Here is a 13,429-nt window from a genome sequence, read left to right as displayed (position 1 = left end):
AAACAAATAGTGGTTGCAGAGCCACAGTTTGCAGGTTTGAACTTGAATTCTACTGTGGCTGTCTTTACACTCTACCCCCTCTAGCTCCGAACTGATTATAACGGATACTACGACCATGTTGATTACCAACAACGTATACAAACTGGGATTTGGGGGGTTTTTCTGTGAACCTGTATTCAAAGATAGGATTTCCCGATTCCCCGACGGAAAAAGACAGAACCCGTAACTTCCAACTCACCCATTGATACTCACTAATCATTCACTACTCAAACACCAGCACAGGCATCCCCATATAAGCATACTCAAACACTAACGGCATCACATCAGGTGGTGTATTGACACAGCCCAAGGAACCATTCGTCAAATACGTATCCCCACCAAAGTAAGGCTGCCAATTCGCATCATGAATTCCATGCCCTGTATCATCAAAACCCATCCAATACTGCACCGGCTGCACATAATCCATCTGGGTCCTAGGATTATAGCCCACCAATTCAGATGGTGTTTCCTTGTTCCAAATCGAATAAGCCCCCGGCACCGTATCCGTCCCAATCTGTCCCGTCACAACCGGCGTCGACAGCACTAACTCCCCATCCAAATAAACAAACATCGACTGGTTCAGAATATCCACTTCAATGTAACTCAAGCCAATATCATCCATGCTCCCATTGTAACCCGTTCCTACAATCATCGGCTCACGCACCACCGATTCGCCCGCATACAAGTCTTCCAGAATCGTCGCAACCTCCGTTTCACGGTCAATCGACCAACCTAAAGTCCCCGGCACTAACTGCACCTCGCCTCTTAACGTACTCTCGAAATACCGGGAATCATCATAGGTCGCATAGGCCTCATTCAAACCGCCTAAATAATCATAAATCATCTCTTTATCAAAATACAACTCGTCATCCTCTGAGTCTACATAAAGCCAACTTGCAATCCTATCTGGCGTGATGACTTCCTCATAACCAGCAATCAATAAAGTAATCGACATCGAAGTCGCTGCCTCAATCTGTGCCAGTCGCTCCTGCAACACCGCATCATCCACCGTCACTTCAGCCGCTTGATAAGCTTCGCTGACATCGACTACTCCAGCCCCTGCCTCGACTGCTTCCAACAACTGAGAGACTAACATATCTATATTCAATCTTGTCCCTGTCTTCTCAGCTTGAATCTGATAACCAGCCTCATCCACATAGATTAAAGACGCATCCTCTGCTGGTAACCGTCCCTCCCAAAAATGATCGAAGCCACTCAATCTGTCCACAACGCGCTCTTGCTCAAGTACCAAATAATCCGCTGACTCCAAGCCATACTCGCTTCCCTCAAAGAAACTTGTCAGCCAGAAGCTCTGCCCTTGTTCCTTCTGAACTTGAGCGACTGCTTCTTTGACTTCCAATTCTAGACGCAAGTCCTGGTAAGTTACTTCTCCCCAGTTGCGATCTCCTTCTTGTACACTTACAGTGCGCTCAGCCACTCCAGATTCCACCTTCTCTTCAGCCTCAGTCTGATTCAAATAACTGATATTCACTCCCGCAAACTGCGTGTTGGCATAGAATCGTTCAGCGAAATACCATTCGCCCATCATATAACTTGCCACTATCAGTAGTAGCCCAATTCCCAAAACTTTATGTGATACTTTCATCCTTTTCCTCCCTCATTCTTCGATGACTCCTACTTCTCATCATAAACAAGACTGGCGCTAAAATAATTGACTCAGATCAATATTTTGCTTTCTTAAACAAAAAAAGCGAAGACTTTCGTCTCCGCTACTCCTTACTATGCCATCTCTACCGTCTTAAACTGCTCTGGCTTTTGACTTCAACACTTCGTAGCCCACATCTTCTATGGCCTTGTTAATCTCATCCAGCGTCACTTCTTGCTCGTTGAAATTTGTCTTAACCTTGCTAGCGTTGAACATTACTTTCACGCTGTCTTGTTCGACACCCTTCAGGCCTTTCACCGCACTTTCGATTTTCTATAGACAGGATGGACAAGATAACGTTTCTAATTGGATTGTTGCTGAATTCCCCTTTTCTCTATTTGATATTTTATTACACGACTCATCTATTATTAACAACTTGATGCCCATCAATTTCTCAGACAAAATATTGCTGTCAGCCGTCCGCGGTTTAGTTTATTTTGACAGGTACTGCTGTTTGACGCTTGCCTCTCAACTCATATCTCAATAATCCCATACCATTTAAAGTAACCATTAAGATACTGCCTTCGTGGACAAGCATCCCAATCGACATATTCATCCAGTCACTAAATAATAAGGAAGCTAACAAAATTAACACGACGCTCACCTCAATCACGATATTCTGTTTCATATTATTAGCAGTGCCCTTGGTTAAACCTAAAACATAGAGTTCTTTTTGCGTCGTCCGATTGAGATATGGGTATAACCATTCCCCGAAACCCCGACGGTTTCAGAGAGGAGACACATAAGACGGTGTTCGTTGAATTGCCTGAAACAGAAATTTTAAGTGAAGAAGTCTTTCAGGATAGCTTAATTATTTATGACGAATCTTATAGCCCTTTCAACACTTTTACCTTTAGTGATATGAATTTATCTGTAGCAGATTTGAAAGATACCGCTAAAAAGGATGCTGTTAAAAACGGCTTACTTGATGCAGCAAGAGAAAACGCCATTACAATTCTCAATTCAACCGTTAATAGTTTTTATGATACGGATGAATATACAGTCGAGTACCATTAGCTCACTTGAAATATTAATTAGTTTACATTCATTCAAGTAATACACACTTCAACAATTAGCCGATATTGTTAAAGTGTGTATTTTTTTAATTTTAAGGTCATTAAGCTAGATGCGTACTTTTATGACTCTGACACTTATTTGAAACCTTTGGATTCCATATTTTATTCCAATAATTTAATTATCATCTATCGCTTCAATGATTTGCTTAACTTCATAAGCTCCTATAAAATCTACAGCTGCGTTAAAGTTTTGGATACTTTCTTCTAAATGCCTTATTGCTTCATCTCGATTATTTTGTTTAATATAATATTCCCCTAAACCTCGTTGTGAACAAGCAAGCATTGCGGTCTGAACAAACAGCAATGGTATTCATATCGTTCGCATAGATACTATCTCCTGTCCATCCTCTTAAGGATTGGGACAGCAATTGGATACTAGGCACTAGATACAACACTCGAAATTGTTCTGCTTTTTCTTTAGCTAACCTTTCTGCAATTTGAAGAGAGGTGTAAGTTTTACCTGTCCCGGGTGCCATGATTAATTTACCCCGATCTTGTTCTTTAAATCCTTCCAAGACTGCATCAATCGCTTCCTCTTGATGGGGTCTTGGTTTTTTTGCAGGCTTTAACGGTGCAAAAGCTTGTGCTTTACTTGGTGAGTACTCGGACCAATCAATGTGACTATTAATTAAATCTTCAAAACCAATGCGAGCAATCTTTTTATCTCTATCTTTCAGAGCATTCTCTGCATTATTTGACCAAAGGGGAGAAGACGCTACGATGATTCCACTCGCATAGTACTTCTTCCCTAACTCATTTAAAAATGAATCGATGTGCCCTTTTTGAATGGTCGTTGTTGGGTCATAGTACTTACATTGGATAGCTACTAAGTCTCCAGTGATACGCTCTCTTGCGACAAGGTCTACACCCACATCACTTTTGGGTATACCATATTCATCAGGAACATCCTTCAAAAGTCAAACGTCACTGAAACGTTGCTTGTACATTGGTTCATTCTTAAAGTAAACTAATGAAACATTTTCAAACATGGTTCCTCGGTCTCTTTGGATACCGTCTTTCTTATCTATTTCTTCTAACAGTTCTTCTAATGATGATAATTTTGTTTTCACTTTTCATTCCACCTTTTACTTAACTACTATGAATTTACCTTTGTATTTTCTTACTACTTTCATTCAAACATTTAGCAATTACTCTTCCAATTCAAAAAAGTCATTATCAATTCTATAAATAATATATTCATTTGCTTTCTCCACACCTACTTCATACCTCAGCATGAGTTCAGTTAATTGAATTCCATCAATCAGAACTATCCCTTGACCCTTAGCAAACTCTTTTGATCCTTTACTGAAGCTTGAGGTTGTGATGAAAACACCTCTGTCTGCATTTACACCAGCTAAAGCCCCATAAAACCCTTGGATAGCTGCCCTACCAATAACATTCTCCTCTTTATACCTCTTGGCTTGCAAATATACTGTGCTCGTTCCGAGTGGGTCTTGGTTTATTATGCCATCAATTCCACCATCGTTTGAACGACTCGTAACTTTTGCATCTCCGTTTTCGCCACTGTAACCCATTTTATCTAACAAGTTTACTACCAAACGCTCAAAGAAAAAAGGATCACTGTCTCTAATCTTGTCTAATAATTCGATGGCTGTTTCGTTATTCTTAGTATTAATTATTTTTGTAATATTTAATTCAGGTTGTTCAGTATTTGGTGCTTCAGAATCACCGTCTGTCCTTTGATTTCTTAATTGGAGTTCAGACATATACTGAATATACTCGGGTTGAGCTTCTAAATGTTTTTTACTTAAATTCCCTCCATATTTTTCTAATAACTTTAGCCCTGAATCGGTTATTTGATATACGCCTCTTTTAACACGCTTTAGTGCCCCCGCTTTAAATAAATCACTTATCGTAAAACTCACTCTATTCGGTAGAATAGGCTCGGTGTCTGGATAGTCGGGGTAGGTCTTCTCTCTTACTTCTTTTGGAACTTGTAGAAAGTCGAATAACCTTTGCTTGATTACTTTATTTGTTGTCTCTTCTTCATTTTTTGTTACCTCTAATACAAATGGGAGTAATGAATCATATGTAGGAATCCCATTCGAAGATAGTTTGAGCTTAGTCCAATCTCTATTCAATTTAAACTTCCTTTCTACTAACCATTTTTTATCCGTAGTTTACACGCCTTAATATAGCTCCATTTTTTATGATAGTTGCCCTTGTGATTTTAATTACTTATCTTTGTATAGTGTTACTAAAAAAAATCCTTTTTACACATCATAGCAATTATAGCATATCCTTCACTGATAACCCTTACCAATTTATGAGTCCCTCTCCCTATCTTACTTAGCGTAATCTGTTAAGAAGTTGAGTATATATTATACATTTGAATGGCTGGCTTAATTATAGACAATCATTCATTTACAGGACGTTAAACACCCCCATCGATACCAATCGATGGGGGTTCTTTGTCCTTATTTGCTATTTAGGAGGAAATACTATGGAAACTATATCATTTGTCCAATTGAAACAAATCGTGGTTGCAGAGCCTCAGTTTGCAGGTTTGAACTTGAATTCTACGGGAACGGTCGCGAACTTTGCCCGGGATTACATTGGGAGTAATGACCGAGAAACCTTGATTGTCGTTGGGATCAACACAAAATCAGCCATGAACTTTATCTCTACCGTTTCAGTGGGTTCGCTGAATTCAACGATTGCGACACCAGGAGAAGTCTTTAAGCATGCTATTTTGTCAAACTGTGCTCGCTTATTTATCGCTCATAACCACCCATCCTATGATACGACGCCTTCAAAATCTGATTTTGATTTCACACGTCGCATTCAACAGGCGGGCGCTTTAATAGGGATTGAACTGGTGGACCACCTCATCGTGACACCGACCGACTATTTCTCCTTCCTTGGTGAAGGGTTCTTAGATAATGGAGGGATTATCTATGAGTAAGGAAGCACTTGCCCTTGAATGGCTAAGCGAACACTTAGGTCGTCCTATAAGCATAGATGACGTGGGCTATGAGTCCTATGTGTTCGAGGGAGATGAGTTAGATACCTCTCTTACCCCTCCTAATTATGTTTCTTATTTTAAACCGGATCAACAAGTCCTGACGTGTCTGTATGCTTATGGTGACACGATGGTTTACTTGCTAGAACCCCTTGGGAGTGAGTTACCAGCCATGACACTAATGGGCTTACTCGATGATTATGAGCTCATTCGCTATTGATTACTAAATGGAGGTGTTTAAGATGCAGATAACTATCATGATACTAGAAGGCATCGTCCTTATCGCCTCTACAGTCGCAAAAGAACTTGAACGAAGAAAAGGAGGTGGCAAGTAAGATGGTTAAAGAGTTAAGCAAAGAGATGGTCACCAAAGTGATCGAAGAAGATTCAGGTGCTCACCGCTATGTGTTAGAGCGGATTTGGTATGACAAACAGCCGATTGTGGCTGTCATTACGCTCTACCCCTCTAGCTCAGAACTGGTCATCACCGATACCACTACCATGTTAGTTACCAACAATGTCTATAAACTAGGCTTTGGGGGCTTCTTATCGGTGAACCTCTATTCAAAGATAGGTTTTCCAGATTCCCTGATGATTTTAAAAGCGAAGCCAACATTCAGTACACACTCCTTACGGAGACATATAATTGTAACTTTTAGCATCATTTAGGATACCTTGCTATTGTCATATGGACTTTATTTATCTTATATATCAGAAGAACAAGATAAACATAATTCTAGTAATTTTAAACCGTGATATTCTCATTCGATATCATATGATAGTATTTCCTTTTTATGTTCATTGATAAATTTTGCCAACTTATTTTCAGTTAATATTAATTTTACATAATGACTGTTATTACTTGATTGATTTTTTATATCCATTGATACCATAGAAATATAGTTTTCAATCTCTTCCTCGCTAGGAATAATTACTTCATGTAAATTGGGAAACAGAGTAAAGATATTCTCAGATATTATTTTTTCTTCCTTAGGGTGTTCAAAAAAAACGATACTTTCTTCGATTGTTGAAATTATGTATTTTGTGCTTTCTCTGGGGAGATATAAGTTGGAATCCACTATTAATCGATTTAAATGGTAGTCTAGTGAATCTTTTTTTAAAGAATAATATGTCAATCTACCTGTTCTATTCTTAGGGTCAATATCATTTAATGAACTTAGATGAGGAGCAACAATTAGTGCTTTAGCTCCATCTAAATGATTGCCTAAAGTGTAATCAATAGTTATATTCCTATAATTAAATTTTAAATTTATCCACGATAGGTTTTTCCTAAAACAATCTAGGCTATAAGCTAGAATCTCGTGTCTATCTTGAGTATCTTCATCCATAATAATATGAAAATCTGGATTAAGATTGTAAAGAAACCCTGATTGGTCATTATTTACAAAATAGCTCCAATTTTTTATATCTTTGAGCACTTCAATATACCTGTTTTGTATTGTTTGATCTAACGAAAATCTTTTTTCTCCATAATTCTTCAATATCCCAGAAATTGGCAGAATCATTACGAGGAGTATTTACATCTTTATTACGCGTGAATATTTGCCACGCATCTACACCTTTGTATCTTTTACTAAGATAGATAGGGATATTATTTGTATCCTTGATAGTGATAACATCGACTAGTTTACTATCAATAGTTAGAGAATTGATTTCAATAGGAGGAAGCATATTGTTTGCAGTTGGCCAGGTTCTAACCCAATCTATTAATTGTTGTTGAGATCTTCTTTTCTCATCGTTTTCATCTAATCCAATTATGTTTCGGTCATCATCAACACCAATAATGATATAACAGTCTTCATGATGAGAAGTATTAACAAAGCTAAATATATCTTTAATAAATTCTGAATGTTGGGAAGATTTATACCATTCTTGTTTAAAATCATGAATTTCGTCTTCACTTTTTGAGATTAACTCTAATATTTTTTCTTTATTCATTTTTATTCCCCTATATATCTGTGATTATTTTCGTTTAAAATCTAAATGACTAACTCTTAGATGGCTTTTTCATCATTACTTATGATACGCATGCCCCTTCATTATCCGAAACGCTCGGTAGATTTGCTCTACCAACACTAATCGCATTAACTGATGAGGTAATGTTATACGGCCGAAGCTAATGGATAAGTCTGCCGATTGTTTTAAAGATTTGTGTAAGCCGAGAGATCCTCCAATTATAAAGGTTACTTTACTCTGCCCGTAAGTTGCATAGTCATCTAATTGGCTGGCAAGTTCTTCCGATGAGATAAGTTTTCCTTCAATCGCTAGGACGATGACTTTGCGACTTGGGTCTAATTTAGCTTTGATGCGGTCGGCTTCTTTGGCTAAGACAGCCTCTTCTTCGACGTCACTCATATTTTCTTTAGTTGGTTCGTCCGCGAGTTCGATGACTTTTACGTTAGCGTAAGCATCGAGTCTTTTTAAGTATTCGGCGATACCCATTTTTAAATATTTTTCTTTTAATTTTCCTACAACAATCACTTCGATATTCATTTCCTCACTCCTTTGTCTGAATTATCATAGCATTTATCAGATATATTTTGTATGGTATTTACATTGAATTAATTATGGAAAGGTGCGATTAGGTTTGGCCATTACGATTGGGAACCGAAAAATTTCGACTTCTCTTCAATTAACATTAAGTTTTGTGCTTGTGGCATTTATCGGAAGTTTGATTTTATCTCTTCCTATCTTTCACCAATCTTCAACCGATGTAGGTTATTTCGACCACTTATTAACAGCGATTTCGCTTGTTTGTGTATCAGGTATGGCGGCTTTACCCATTGCTGAGACGTATAATTTAGCTGGGCAAGTGATTGCTCTCTTACTTATCCAAGTCGGTGGACTAGGTGTGATTACGATCTTAAACGTTGGTATTTTCTACCTTAACCGGCGGCTTTCATTGCAAGATCAGTATTTACTTCAACAATCTTTAAGTCGGGATACGAACCGTAACTTGATGGATTTTCTATTATCAATTTATAAATTTACGATTTCTGCTGAGATTATTGGGGCTTTAATTATTATGTATGATTTTGTACCTCGTTTTGGCTTTGCTAGAGGGGCTTTTAATGCTTTATTCTTATCCATCTCTTCTTTTAGTAATTCGGGTTTTCATAATTTATACACAGATAGTTTGGAAGGTTTTTACAATAATCCTTTGATCTTATTAACTGTTTCATTATTAGTGGTTTCAGGTGGGATTGGTTTTTCTGTTTGGTTTGAATTATCTGAACGTGTCGGCAAGTATATTAAAAGTCGTCCACGGTCATTGAAGCTCACTTTTCAACATTTATCCGTTCATACTCGTATAGTCTTGGTCTTTTCAGGCGCGATTATCGCTTTAGGAACAGTCTTGTTTCTAGCTGCTGAATGGTCGAATCCTAATTCGATTGGGGACATGTCTCCGGGCTTGAAGCTCTTGAACGCATTCTTTAATACTACAAATACGCGTACGGCTGGCTATACTTCGGTGAATTACTTTGAGTTAAATCCTTTTACAAAATTAAGTTCTATGGTGCAGACAATTATTGGTGGTGCACCGGGTGGGACAGCTGGCGGGATTAAGGTCACATCGTTTGCGATTTTGGTCTTATTATTTAAATCTGAGGTTCAAAGTTATAACCATGTCGTGGCTTTTAAACGAATTATTCCATCACGTATAGTGAAGCAAGCAGTGATTATTGTTTTATTCTTTGTCATTTTATTATTTGTTGGGTATGGGGCGATTTTATTAACTCATCCTCATCTTGATTCTTTGGATATTTTATTTGAGACAGCAAATGCCCTAGGTTCAGCCGGAATTTCTTTTAATACGATTGATTATTTAAATCCTTTTGGGGTATCTATCATGGTTGTTCTGATGATAGCCGGGCGAGTTGGGCCTATTACCTTACTGTTAGGTATTTTACAAAGACGTAATCGTGAAATACATTACGCAGAGACGAATATTTTCCTTGGTTAATATGAGAGGGGTTCAAAATGAAGAAAAAATTGTAGGTGTGCTTGGTTTAGGTATCTTCGGCGAGCGCGTCGCAACAGAGTTAAGTGAGTATGGGTGTGAAGTCATCGCCATTGATACTGACGCGGCTAAAGTTCAAAAGATTTCAGAACAAGTGACAAATGCGACGATTGGTGACTTTACAGACATTGAATTACTTCGAAATGTTGGGATTAATAACTGTGATGTTGTGGTCATCGCAACAGGAACTCACTTAGAAAGTGCGGTTCTTGCAGTGATGCATTGTAAGAAATTAGGCGTTCCTCAGATCGTTGCGAAGGCTCGTAGTTTGATGTTTGAAGATGTCTTGTATGAAGTGGGTGTGAGTGCGGTTGTGGCCCCGGAACGTGATTCTGGTCACCGCTTAGCATCGAAAATATTACGAAATAAAATTGATGAAGTCTTGCGTTTGGATGATGATACATCGATTATAGAATTTGAAATTCCTGAAGCTTGGATTGGTAAGCTGTTGACTAATCTTGATTTGCGTCGTAAATACGAGATTAACCTGATTGGACAACGATCTGAGCGTGGAGAGAATTTAACTGGGATTAATATCGCTGAGCCATTGCCAGAAGATGTTATCTTAGTTGGGATTGCGAATACGCATACGTTTGAAAAATTTGACTATCTTGGTCAACTGTAAATATGATTAAAACTCACTTCATACTTTGTGAAGTGAGTTTTTTGTTTTTATAGAAAGTTATCCACAATTCATGGTTGGTATTATTTTGAATTTTGTGTATTTATTTCGGATTTTATGTAAATAAGAGTCGTTTTTGCGACTTATCCACTAACAGATTGTGCATAAGTCTGTGCATAAGTCATTTTTCTGTTGAATACCCCATAATTATCATCTGGTTATTATTCTTTCACACTGATAGATGTAATTTTATTTCATTTTGTGTACTTATCCACACTTTTCAACAGTTATGCACAATTATCGGGGTGTTTTCTGTTGATAACTTGTTTATTTGTTGATAACTTAGCATTGCATGTTTATACACATAGATTTTATTCACAAGCAGAATCCTTTAACTTCGTTTTTACAAAACAAAAAAACGATCTAGCATGACGCTAAACCGTTTCTTTGTTTCACTGACGCTTAGAAAAAGTGTTCTTGAGGAGTAAAATTGAAATATTGGGTAGATTTATTCAATTCATTTCACTTAACGTTGTGAGTTTTTATTGTACTGGTTGAGTGTTTGTAGTAGGTGATGCTTCTAATGTCACATCAATTTGTTGCTCTTCCCCACCACGGATAAGTGTTAGGGTAATTGTGTCGCCAACTTGGTATTCATAGAGTAATTGACGTAATACTTGGCCATCAGTAACAGGTTCGTCATTGATTGCGGTAATGACATCAAATTGTTCAATACCTGCTGCTTCGGCTGATGAGTTGGCTGCTACATCAATAACAACAGCTCCGTCAGTCATGTCTTCAGCTAAACCTAAATCTTGAACACGTGTTTCAAGGGCAAAGTAGTTCAAGTTAACAGTTGTTGTTCCGAGTACTGGACGGATGACTTCACCATTGGCTTCAAGCTGCTCGATGATTTGAGTCACATCGTTACTTGGGATAGCAAAGCCCATTCCTTCGACGGTCGATGTAGCAATTTTACTTGAGTTAATTCCGATCAGCTGACCACTTGAATTAACTAAAGCCCCACCAGAGTTACCTGGGTTAATCGCTGCATCCGTTTGTAGTAAAGTCATTTCCCAGTCTTCTGCCCCATCACCATCTGTATCGATTGGTAATGAACGGTTAAGTCCTGAGACAATCCCTTGCGTTACTGTTGAGGCGAATGTTGCTGAATCTAAAGGTGATCCGATAGCAATTGCTATGCTACCAACTTGGATTTCATCAGAGTTCGCAAATTCAATCACATCAGTAACACTTTCAGATGAGATTTGTAAAACTGCTAAGTCACTTAGCGCATCTGATCCTACTTCGGTTGCTTCAATTTGAGTTCCGTCATTTAAAGTGACTTCTAAAGAGTCATGCCCATCAATAACATGGTTATTTGTAACAACGTAGGCTATCTCTCCATCAACTTTATAAATAACACCACTACCTGTTCCGACTAGAATTGGTTCTTGTTGGATATCTTCCAGTTGTAATCCTTGCCCTTCAACATAGCCTCTTTGGCCAAATGGATTAGTTTGAACTGATTGGTAGTTTCCGACTGATACGACAGCTTCCTGTGTATCTTGCACTGTTTGGGTAATTGTTGATTCGAATTCAATTAAGTCTTCTTGCGAGTATGCGGTTGGTTGATCGTCACTCAATAAGCCGAATCCTAGGACACCGACTAATGATAATACAAGGACAGTTCCCATAATTCCGCCGAACACACTACGCCAAAAGCTTGATGATGGAGTTTCGGTTTGTTGGTTTTTCTTTTTCACTAGCATCTTCCTTTCTAATTTTATTACATATTATATTTTAACAACCATTTATGAATCATTTATGAAAAATTATCAATAAAATCTGGATTATAATCTTAAGCTGTCTTAATCTTTATGACATCGCGTTAAAATAAGAGTGCTGTGACACTTTTTAGGTGTATCTTAAGCCAAATGGGTGATCGGTGTGGCTTGAGAAGAGACAACCTAAGACAAATCACAGTTCATTTGGCGTGAGCCAGCTCACATCACAATTTCAATATAAAAACACCCATCTTTATTAGCTTTGGCTAACTCAGACGGGTTGCTTATACGTTTATAGGCGTTTTAAGGGGGTTGCTTCGCCGGGATCGGTCATGTGTAGTAAGAAATCTTCGTTTACTGCAAAGTTGTTGTAACGTAAGATATCTTCCATTGAAGCCATCGCAAATTCTTTTGTATTGTTGTCACGGCTTAAGTGACCTAGGTAAATATCGGTCGTGTTGTTACCGATTAAGTCTTTCATCGCTAAGGCACCGTCTTCGTTACTTAAATGCCCTTTGTCGCTTAAGATTCTTTGTTTAACAGACCAAGGATATTTTCCGTAGCGTAGCAGTTCAATCTCATGATTACTCTCGATTAAGTAAGCCGAAAGATTCTTTAATTGGCTGCGTAAGCGGTCGCTGACGTAACCTGTATCTGTTAGCATCGCGAAATGTTTTTTGCCTTTTTGAAAAGCATAAAATTGTGGTTGAATCGCATCATGGCTGACACCATAACTTAACACATCAATATCACCAATCGATACAAGTGTATCTGGTTCGATATATTGACGGTTCTCGGATGCGATTTTTCCGATCATATTTTCCATGGCGCTCCATGTCTTAGCATTAGCATAGATTGGAATATTGTATTTACGCGAAAGGACACCGACACCGTGAATATGATCTTTGTGCTCATGCGTCACGAGAATCGCATCAATATCGCTCACCTGACGGTCAATTTGAGCATATAGGCCTTCGATTCGCTTGCCGCTGAGTCCGGCATCAATCATAATTCGGTGATTCATCGATTCGACATAAGTACAGTTCCCACTACTTCCACTTGCTAAAATGGAGTATTGCAATGTATCAAATGCGTCTTGAACACTTTTCTTTTCTTCTTTACCTGGCGTCGATCCAGGTATAATTATTTCAGTCATTTAATCACTCTTTACTTTCATTTTAACGTACTAGATAGCTTATCATTACAACTCGAGA

General features: G+C 38.2%; 17 protein-coding genes and 1 pseudogene. 6 read left to right on the top strand and 12 right to left on the bottom strand.

Going from position 1 to position 13,429, the window contains the following annotated elements; translation table 11 throughout:
* Positions 1-262 precede the first annotated feature (262 nt).
* The 3 genes and pseudogenes from ACEN3Z_RS00635 to ACEN3Z_RS00625 form a co-directional block, all read right to left on the bottom strand.
* Complete coding sequence (locus tag ACEN3Z_RS00635) at positions 263-1,645, bottom strand: L,D-transpeptidase family protein (protein ID WP_407089135.1); 1,383 nt, start codon at positions 1,643-1,645, stop codon at positions 263-265.
* A 153-nt stretch (positions 1,646-1,798) separates the two neighbouring features.
* A complete protein-coding gene (locus tag ACEN3Z_RS00630) occupies positions 1,799-1,975 on the bottom strand; it encodes a heavy-metal-associated domain-containing protein (RefSeq protein WP_407089153.1) in 177 nt (58 codons plus the stop codon).
* 157 nt (positions 1,976-2,132) lie between these two features.
* Positions 2,133-2,369: pseudogene (locus ACEN3Z_RS00625) on the bottom strand (hypothetical protein); the annotation flags it as partial.
* Positions 2,370-2,455: 86 nt separating this feature from the next.
* Here ACEN3Z_RS00625 and ACEN3Z_RS00620 point away from each other — a divergent pair.
* Positions 2,456-2,722, top strand: coding sequence for a DUF4230 domain-containing protein (locus ACEN3Z_RS00620; protein ID WP_407089134.1), 267 nt, complete (start codon positions 2,456-2,458; stop codon positions 2,720-2,722).
* A gap of 174 nt (positions 2,723-2,896) precedes the next feature.
* Here the strand turns inward: ACEN3Z_RS00620 and ACEN3Z_RS00615 are convergent, their stop codons facing one another.
* From ACEN3Z_RS00615 to ACEN3Z_RS00600, 4 genes are all read right to left on the bottom strand, one after another.
* The gene (locus ACEN3Z_RS00615) at positions 2,897-3,064 is read right to left on the bottom strand and encodes a hypothetical protein (RefSeq protein WP_171031296.1); all 168 of its coding nucleotides are present in this window, start codon (positions 3,062-3,064) and stop codon (positions 2,897-2,899) included.
* Positions 3,021-3,695 carry a DEAD/DEAH box helicase family protein gene (locus ACEN3Z_RS00610; RefSeq protein WP_407089132.1) on the bottom strand — a complete coding sequence of 225 codons (675 nt, stop codon included), beginning with the start codon at positions 3,693-3,695 and terminating at the stop codon, positions 3,021-3,023. The genes ACEN3Z_RS00615 and ACEN3Z_RS00610 overlap by 44 nt, the downstream gene beginning before the upstream one ends.
* 3 nt (positions 3,696-3,698) lie before the next feature.
* Complete coding sequence (locus ACEN3Z_RS00605; RefSeq protein ID WP_407089131.1) at positions 3,699-3,851, bottom strand: hypothetical protein; 153 nt, start codon at positions 3,849-3,851, stop codon at positions 3,699-3,701.
* 78 nt (positions 3,852-3,929) lie between these two features.
* Positions 3,930-4,883, bottom strand: coding sequence for a restriction endonuclease (locus tag ACEN3Z_RS00600; RefSeq protein WP_138404460.1), 954 nt, complete (start codon positions 4,881-4,883; stop codon positions 3,930-3,932).
* A gap of 362 nt (positions 4,884-5,245) precedes the next feature.
* On the opposite strand from ACEN3Z_RS00600, the gene ACEN3Z_RS00595 reads away from it, so the two are divergent.
* From ACEN3Z_RS00595 to ACEN3Z_RS00585, 3 genes are all read left to right on the top strand, one after another.
* On the top strand, positions 5,246-5,707 hold the full coding sequence (locus tag ACEN3Z_RS00595) for a JAB domain-containing protein (RefSeq protein WP_138404461.1): 462 nt from the start codon (positions 5,246-5,248) through the stop codon (positions 5,705-5,707).
* Positions 5,700-5,984 (top strand): hypothetical protein, encoded by a 285-nt coding sequence (locus ACEN3Z_RS00590; protein WP_407089130.1) that lies wholly within the window; start codon positions 5,700-5,702, stop codon positions 5,982-5,984. The genes ACEN3Z_RS00595 and ACEN3Z_RS00590 overlap by 8 nt, the downstream gene beginning before the upstream one ends.
* Before the next feature lie 116 nt (positions 5,985-6,100).
* Positions 6,101-6,433 (top strand): DUF1643 domain-containing protein, encoded by a 333-nt coding sequence (locus tag ACEN3Z_RS00585; protein WP_407089129.1) that lies wholly within the window; start codon positions 6,101-6,103, stop codon positions 6,431-6,433.
* A 92-nt stretch (positions 6,434-6,525) separates the two neighbouring features.
* Here the strand turns inward: ACEN3Z_RS00585 and ACEN3Z_RS00580 are convergent, their stop codons facing one another.
* The 3 genes from ACEN3Z_RS00580 to rlmH form a co-directional block, all read right to left on the bottom strand.
* On the bottom strand, positions 6,526-7,203 hold the full coding sequence (locus ACEN3Z_RS00580; RefSeq protein ID WP_407089128.1) for a hypothetical protein: 678 nt from the start codon (positions 7,201-7,203) through the stop codon (positions 6,526-6,528).
* Position 7,204: 1 nt separating this feature from the next.
* Positions 7,205-7,723, bottom strand: a complete 519-nt coding sequence (locus ACEN3Z_RS00575) for a helix-turn-helix domain-containing protein (protein ID WP_407089127.1) — start codon at positions 7,721-7,723, stop codon at positions 7,205-7,207.
* A gap of 75 nt (positions 7,724-7,798) precedes the next feature.
* Positions 7,799-8,278: a 23S rRNA (pseudouridine(1915)-N(3))-methyltransferase RlmH gene (gene rlmH, locus ACEN3Z_RS00570; protein ID WP_407089126.1), complete on the bottom strand. Its 480-nt coding sequence runs from the start codon at positions 8,276-8,278 to the stop codon at positions 7,799-7,801.
* 94 nt (positions 8,279-8,372) lie between these two features.
* Here rlmH and ACEN3Z_RS00565 point away from each other — a divergent pair, with 94 nt between their 5' ends.
* Together ACEN3Z_RS00565 and ACEN3Z_RS00560 are read left to right on the top strand one after the other, a co-directional pair.
* Positions 8,373-9,749: a TrkH family potassium uptake protein gene (locus ACEN3Z_RS00565; protein ID WP_407089125.1), complete on the top strand. Its 1,377-nt coding sequence runs from the start codon at positions 8,373-8,375 to the stop codon at positions 9,747-9,749.
* A gap of 1 nt (position 9,750) precedes the next feature.
* Positions 9,751-10,431, top strand: coding sequence for a potassium channel family protein (locus ACEN3Z_RS00560; RefSeq protein ID WP_407089124.1), 681 nt, complete (start codon positions 9,751-9,753; stop codon positions 10,429-10,431).
* A gap of 539 nt (positions 10,432-10,970) precedes the next feature.
* Here the strand turns inward: ACEN3Z_RS00560 and ACEN3Z_RS00555 are convergent.
* Both ACEN3Z_RS00555 and ACEN3Z_RS00550 read right to left on the bottom strand, forming a co-directional pair.
* Positions 10,971-12,194 carry a S1C family serine protease gene (locus tag ACEN3Z_RS00555; RefSeq protein ID WP_407089123.1) on the bottom strand — a complete coding sequence of 408 codons (1,224 nt, stop codon included), beginning with the start codon at positions 12,192-12,194 and terminating at the stop codon, positions 10,971-10,973.
* Positions 12,195-12,507: 313 nt separating this feature from the next.
* Entirely contained in the window at positions 12,508-13,371 is an 864-nt protein-coding gene (locus ACEN3Z_RS00550) for an MBL fold metallo-hydrolase (protein ID WP_407089122.1), read from the bottom strand.
* Between the last annotated feature and the right edge of the window lie 58 nt (positions 13,372-13,429).

Origin of the sequence: Ruoffia sp. FAM 26254, assembly GCF_045528545.1 — a bacterium.
Lineage (GTDB): Bacteria > Bacillota > Bacilli > Lactobacillales > Aerococcaceae > Ruoffia > Ruoffia halotolerans.
This window is presented reverse-complemented; position numbering and strand designations above follow the sequence as displayed.

Coding starts and splice junctions, on each gene's coding strand:
- ACEN3Z_RS00585 (WP_407089129.1), top strand. CDS start 6,101: ATGGTTAAAGAGTTAAGCAAAGAGATGGTCACCAAAGTGATCGAAGAA.
- ACEN3Z_RS00595 (WP_138404461.1), top strand. CDS start 5,246: ATGGAAACTATATCATTTGTCCAATTGAAACAAATCGTGGTTGCAGAG.
- ACEN3Z_RS00560 (WP_407089124.1), top strand. CDS start 9,751: ATGAGAGGGGTTCAAAATGAAGAAAAAATTGTAGGTGTGCTTGGTTTA.
- ACEN3Z_RS00615 (WP_171031296.1), bottom strand. CDS start 3,064: ATGCTTGCTTGTTCACAACGAGGTTTAGGGGAATATTATATTAAACAA.
- rlmH (WP_407089126.1), bottom strand. CDS start 8,278: ATGAATATCGAAGTGATTGTTGTAGGAAAATTAAAAGAAAAATATTTA.
- ACEN3Z_RS00590 (WP_407089130.1), top strand. CDS start 5,700: ATGAGTAAGGAAGCACTTGCCCTTGAATGGCTAAGCGAACACTTAGGT.
- ACEN3Z_RS00550 (WP_407089122.1), bottom strand. CDS start 13,371: ATGACTGAAATAATTATACCTGGATCGACGCCAGGTAAAGAAGAAAAG.
- ACEN3Z_RS00635 (WP_407089135.1), bottom strand. CDS start 1,645: ATGAAAGTATCACATAAAGTTTTGGGAATTGGGCTACTACTGATAGTG.
- ACEN3Z_RS00575 (WP_407089127.1), bottom strand. CDS start 7,723: ATGAATAAAGAAAAAATATTAGAGTTAATCTCAAAAAGTGAAGACGAA.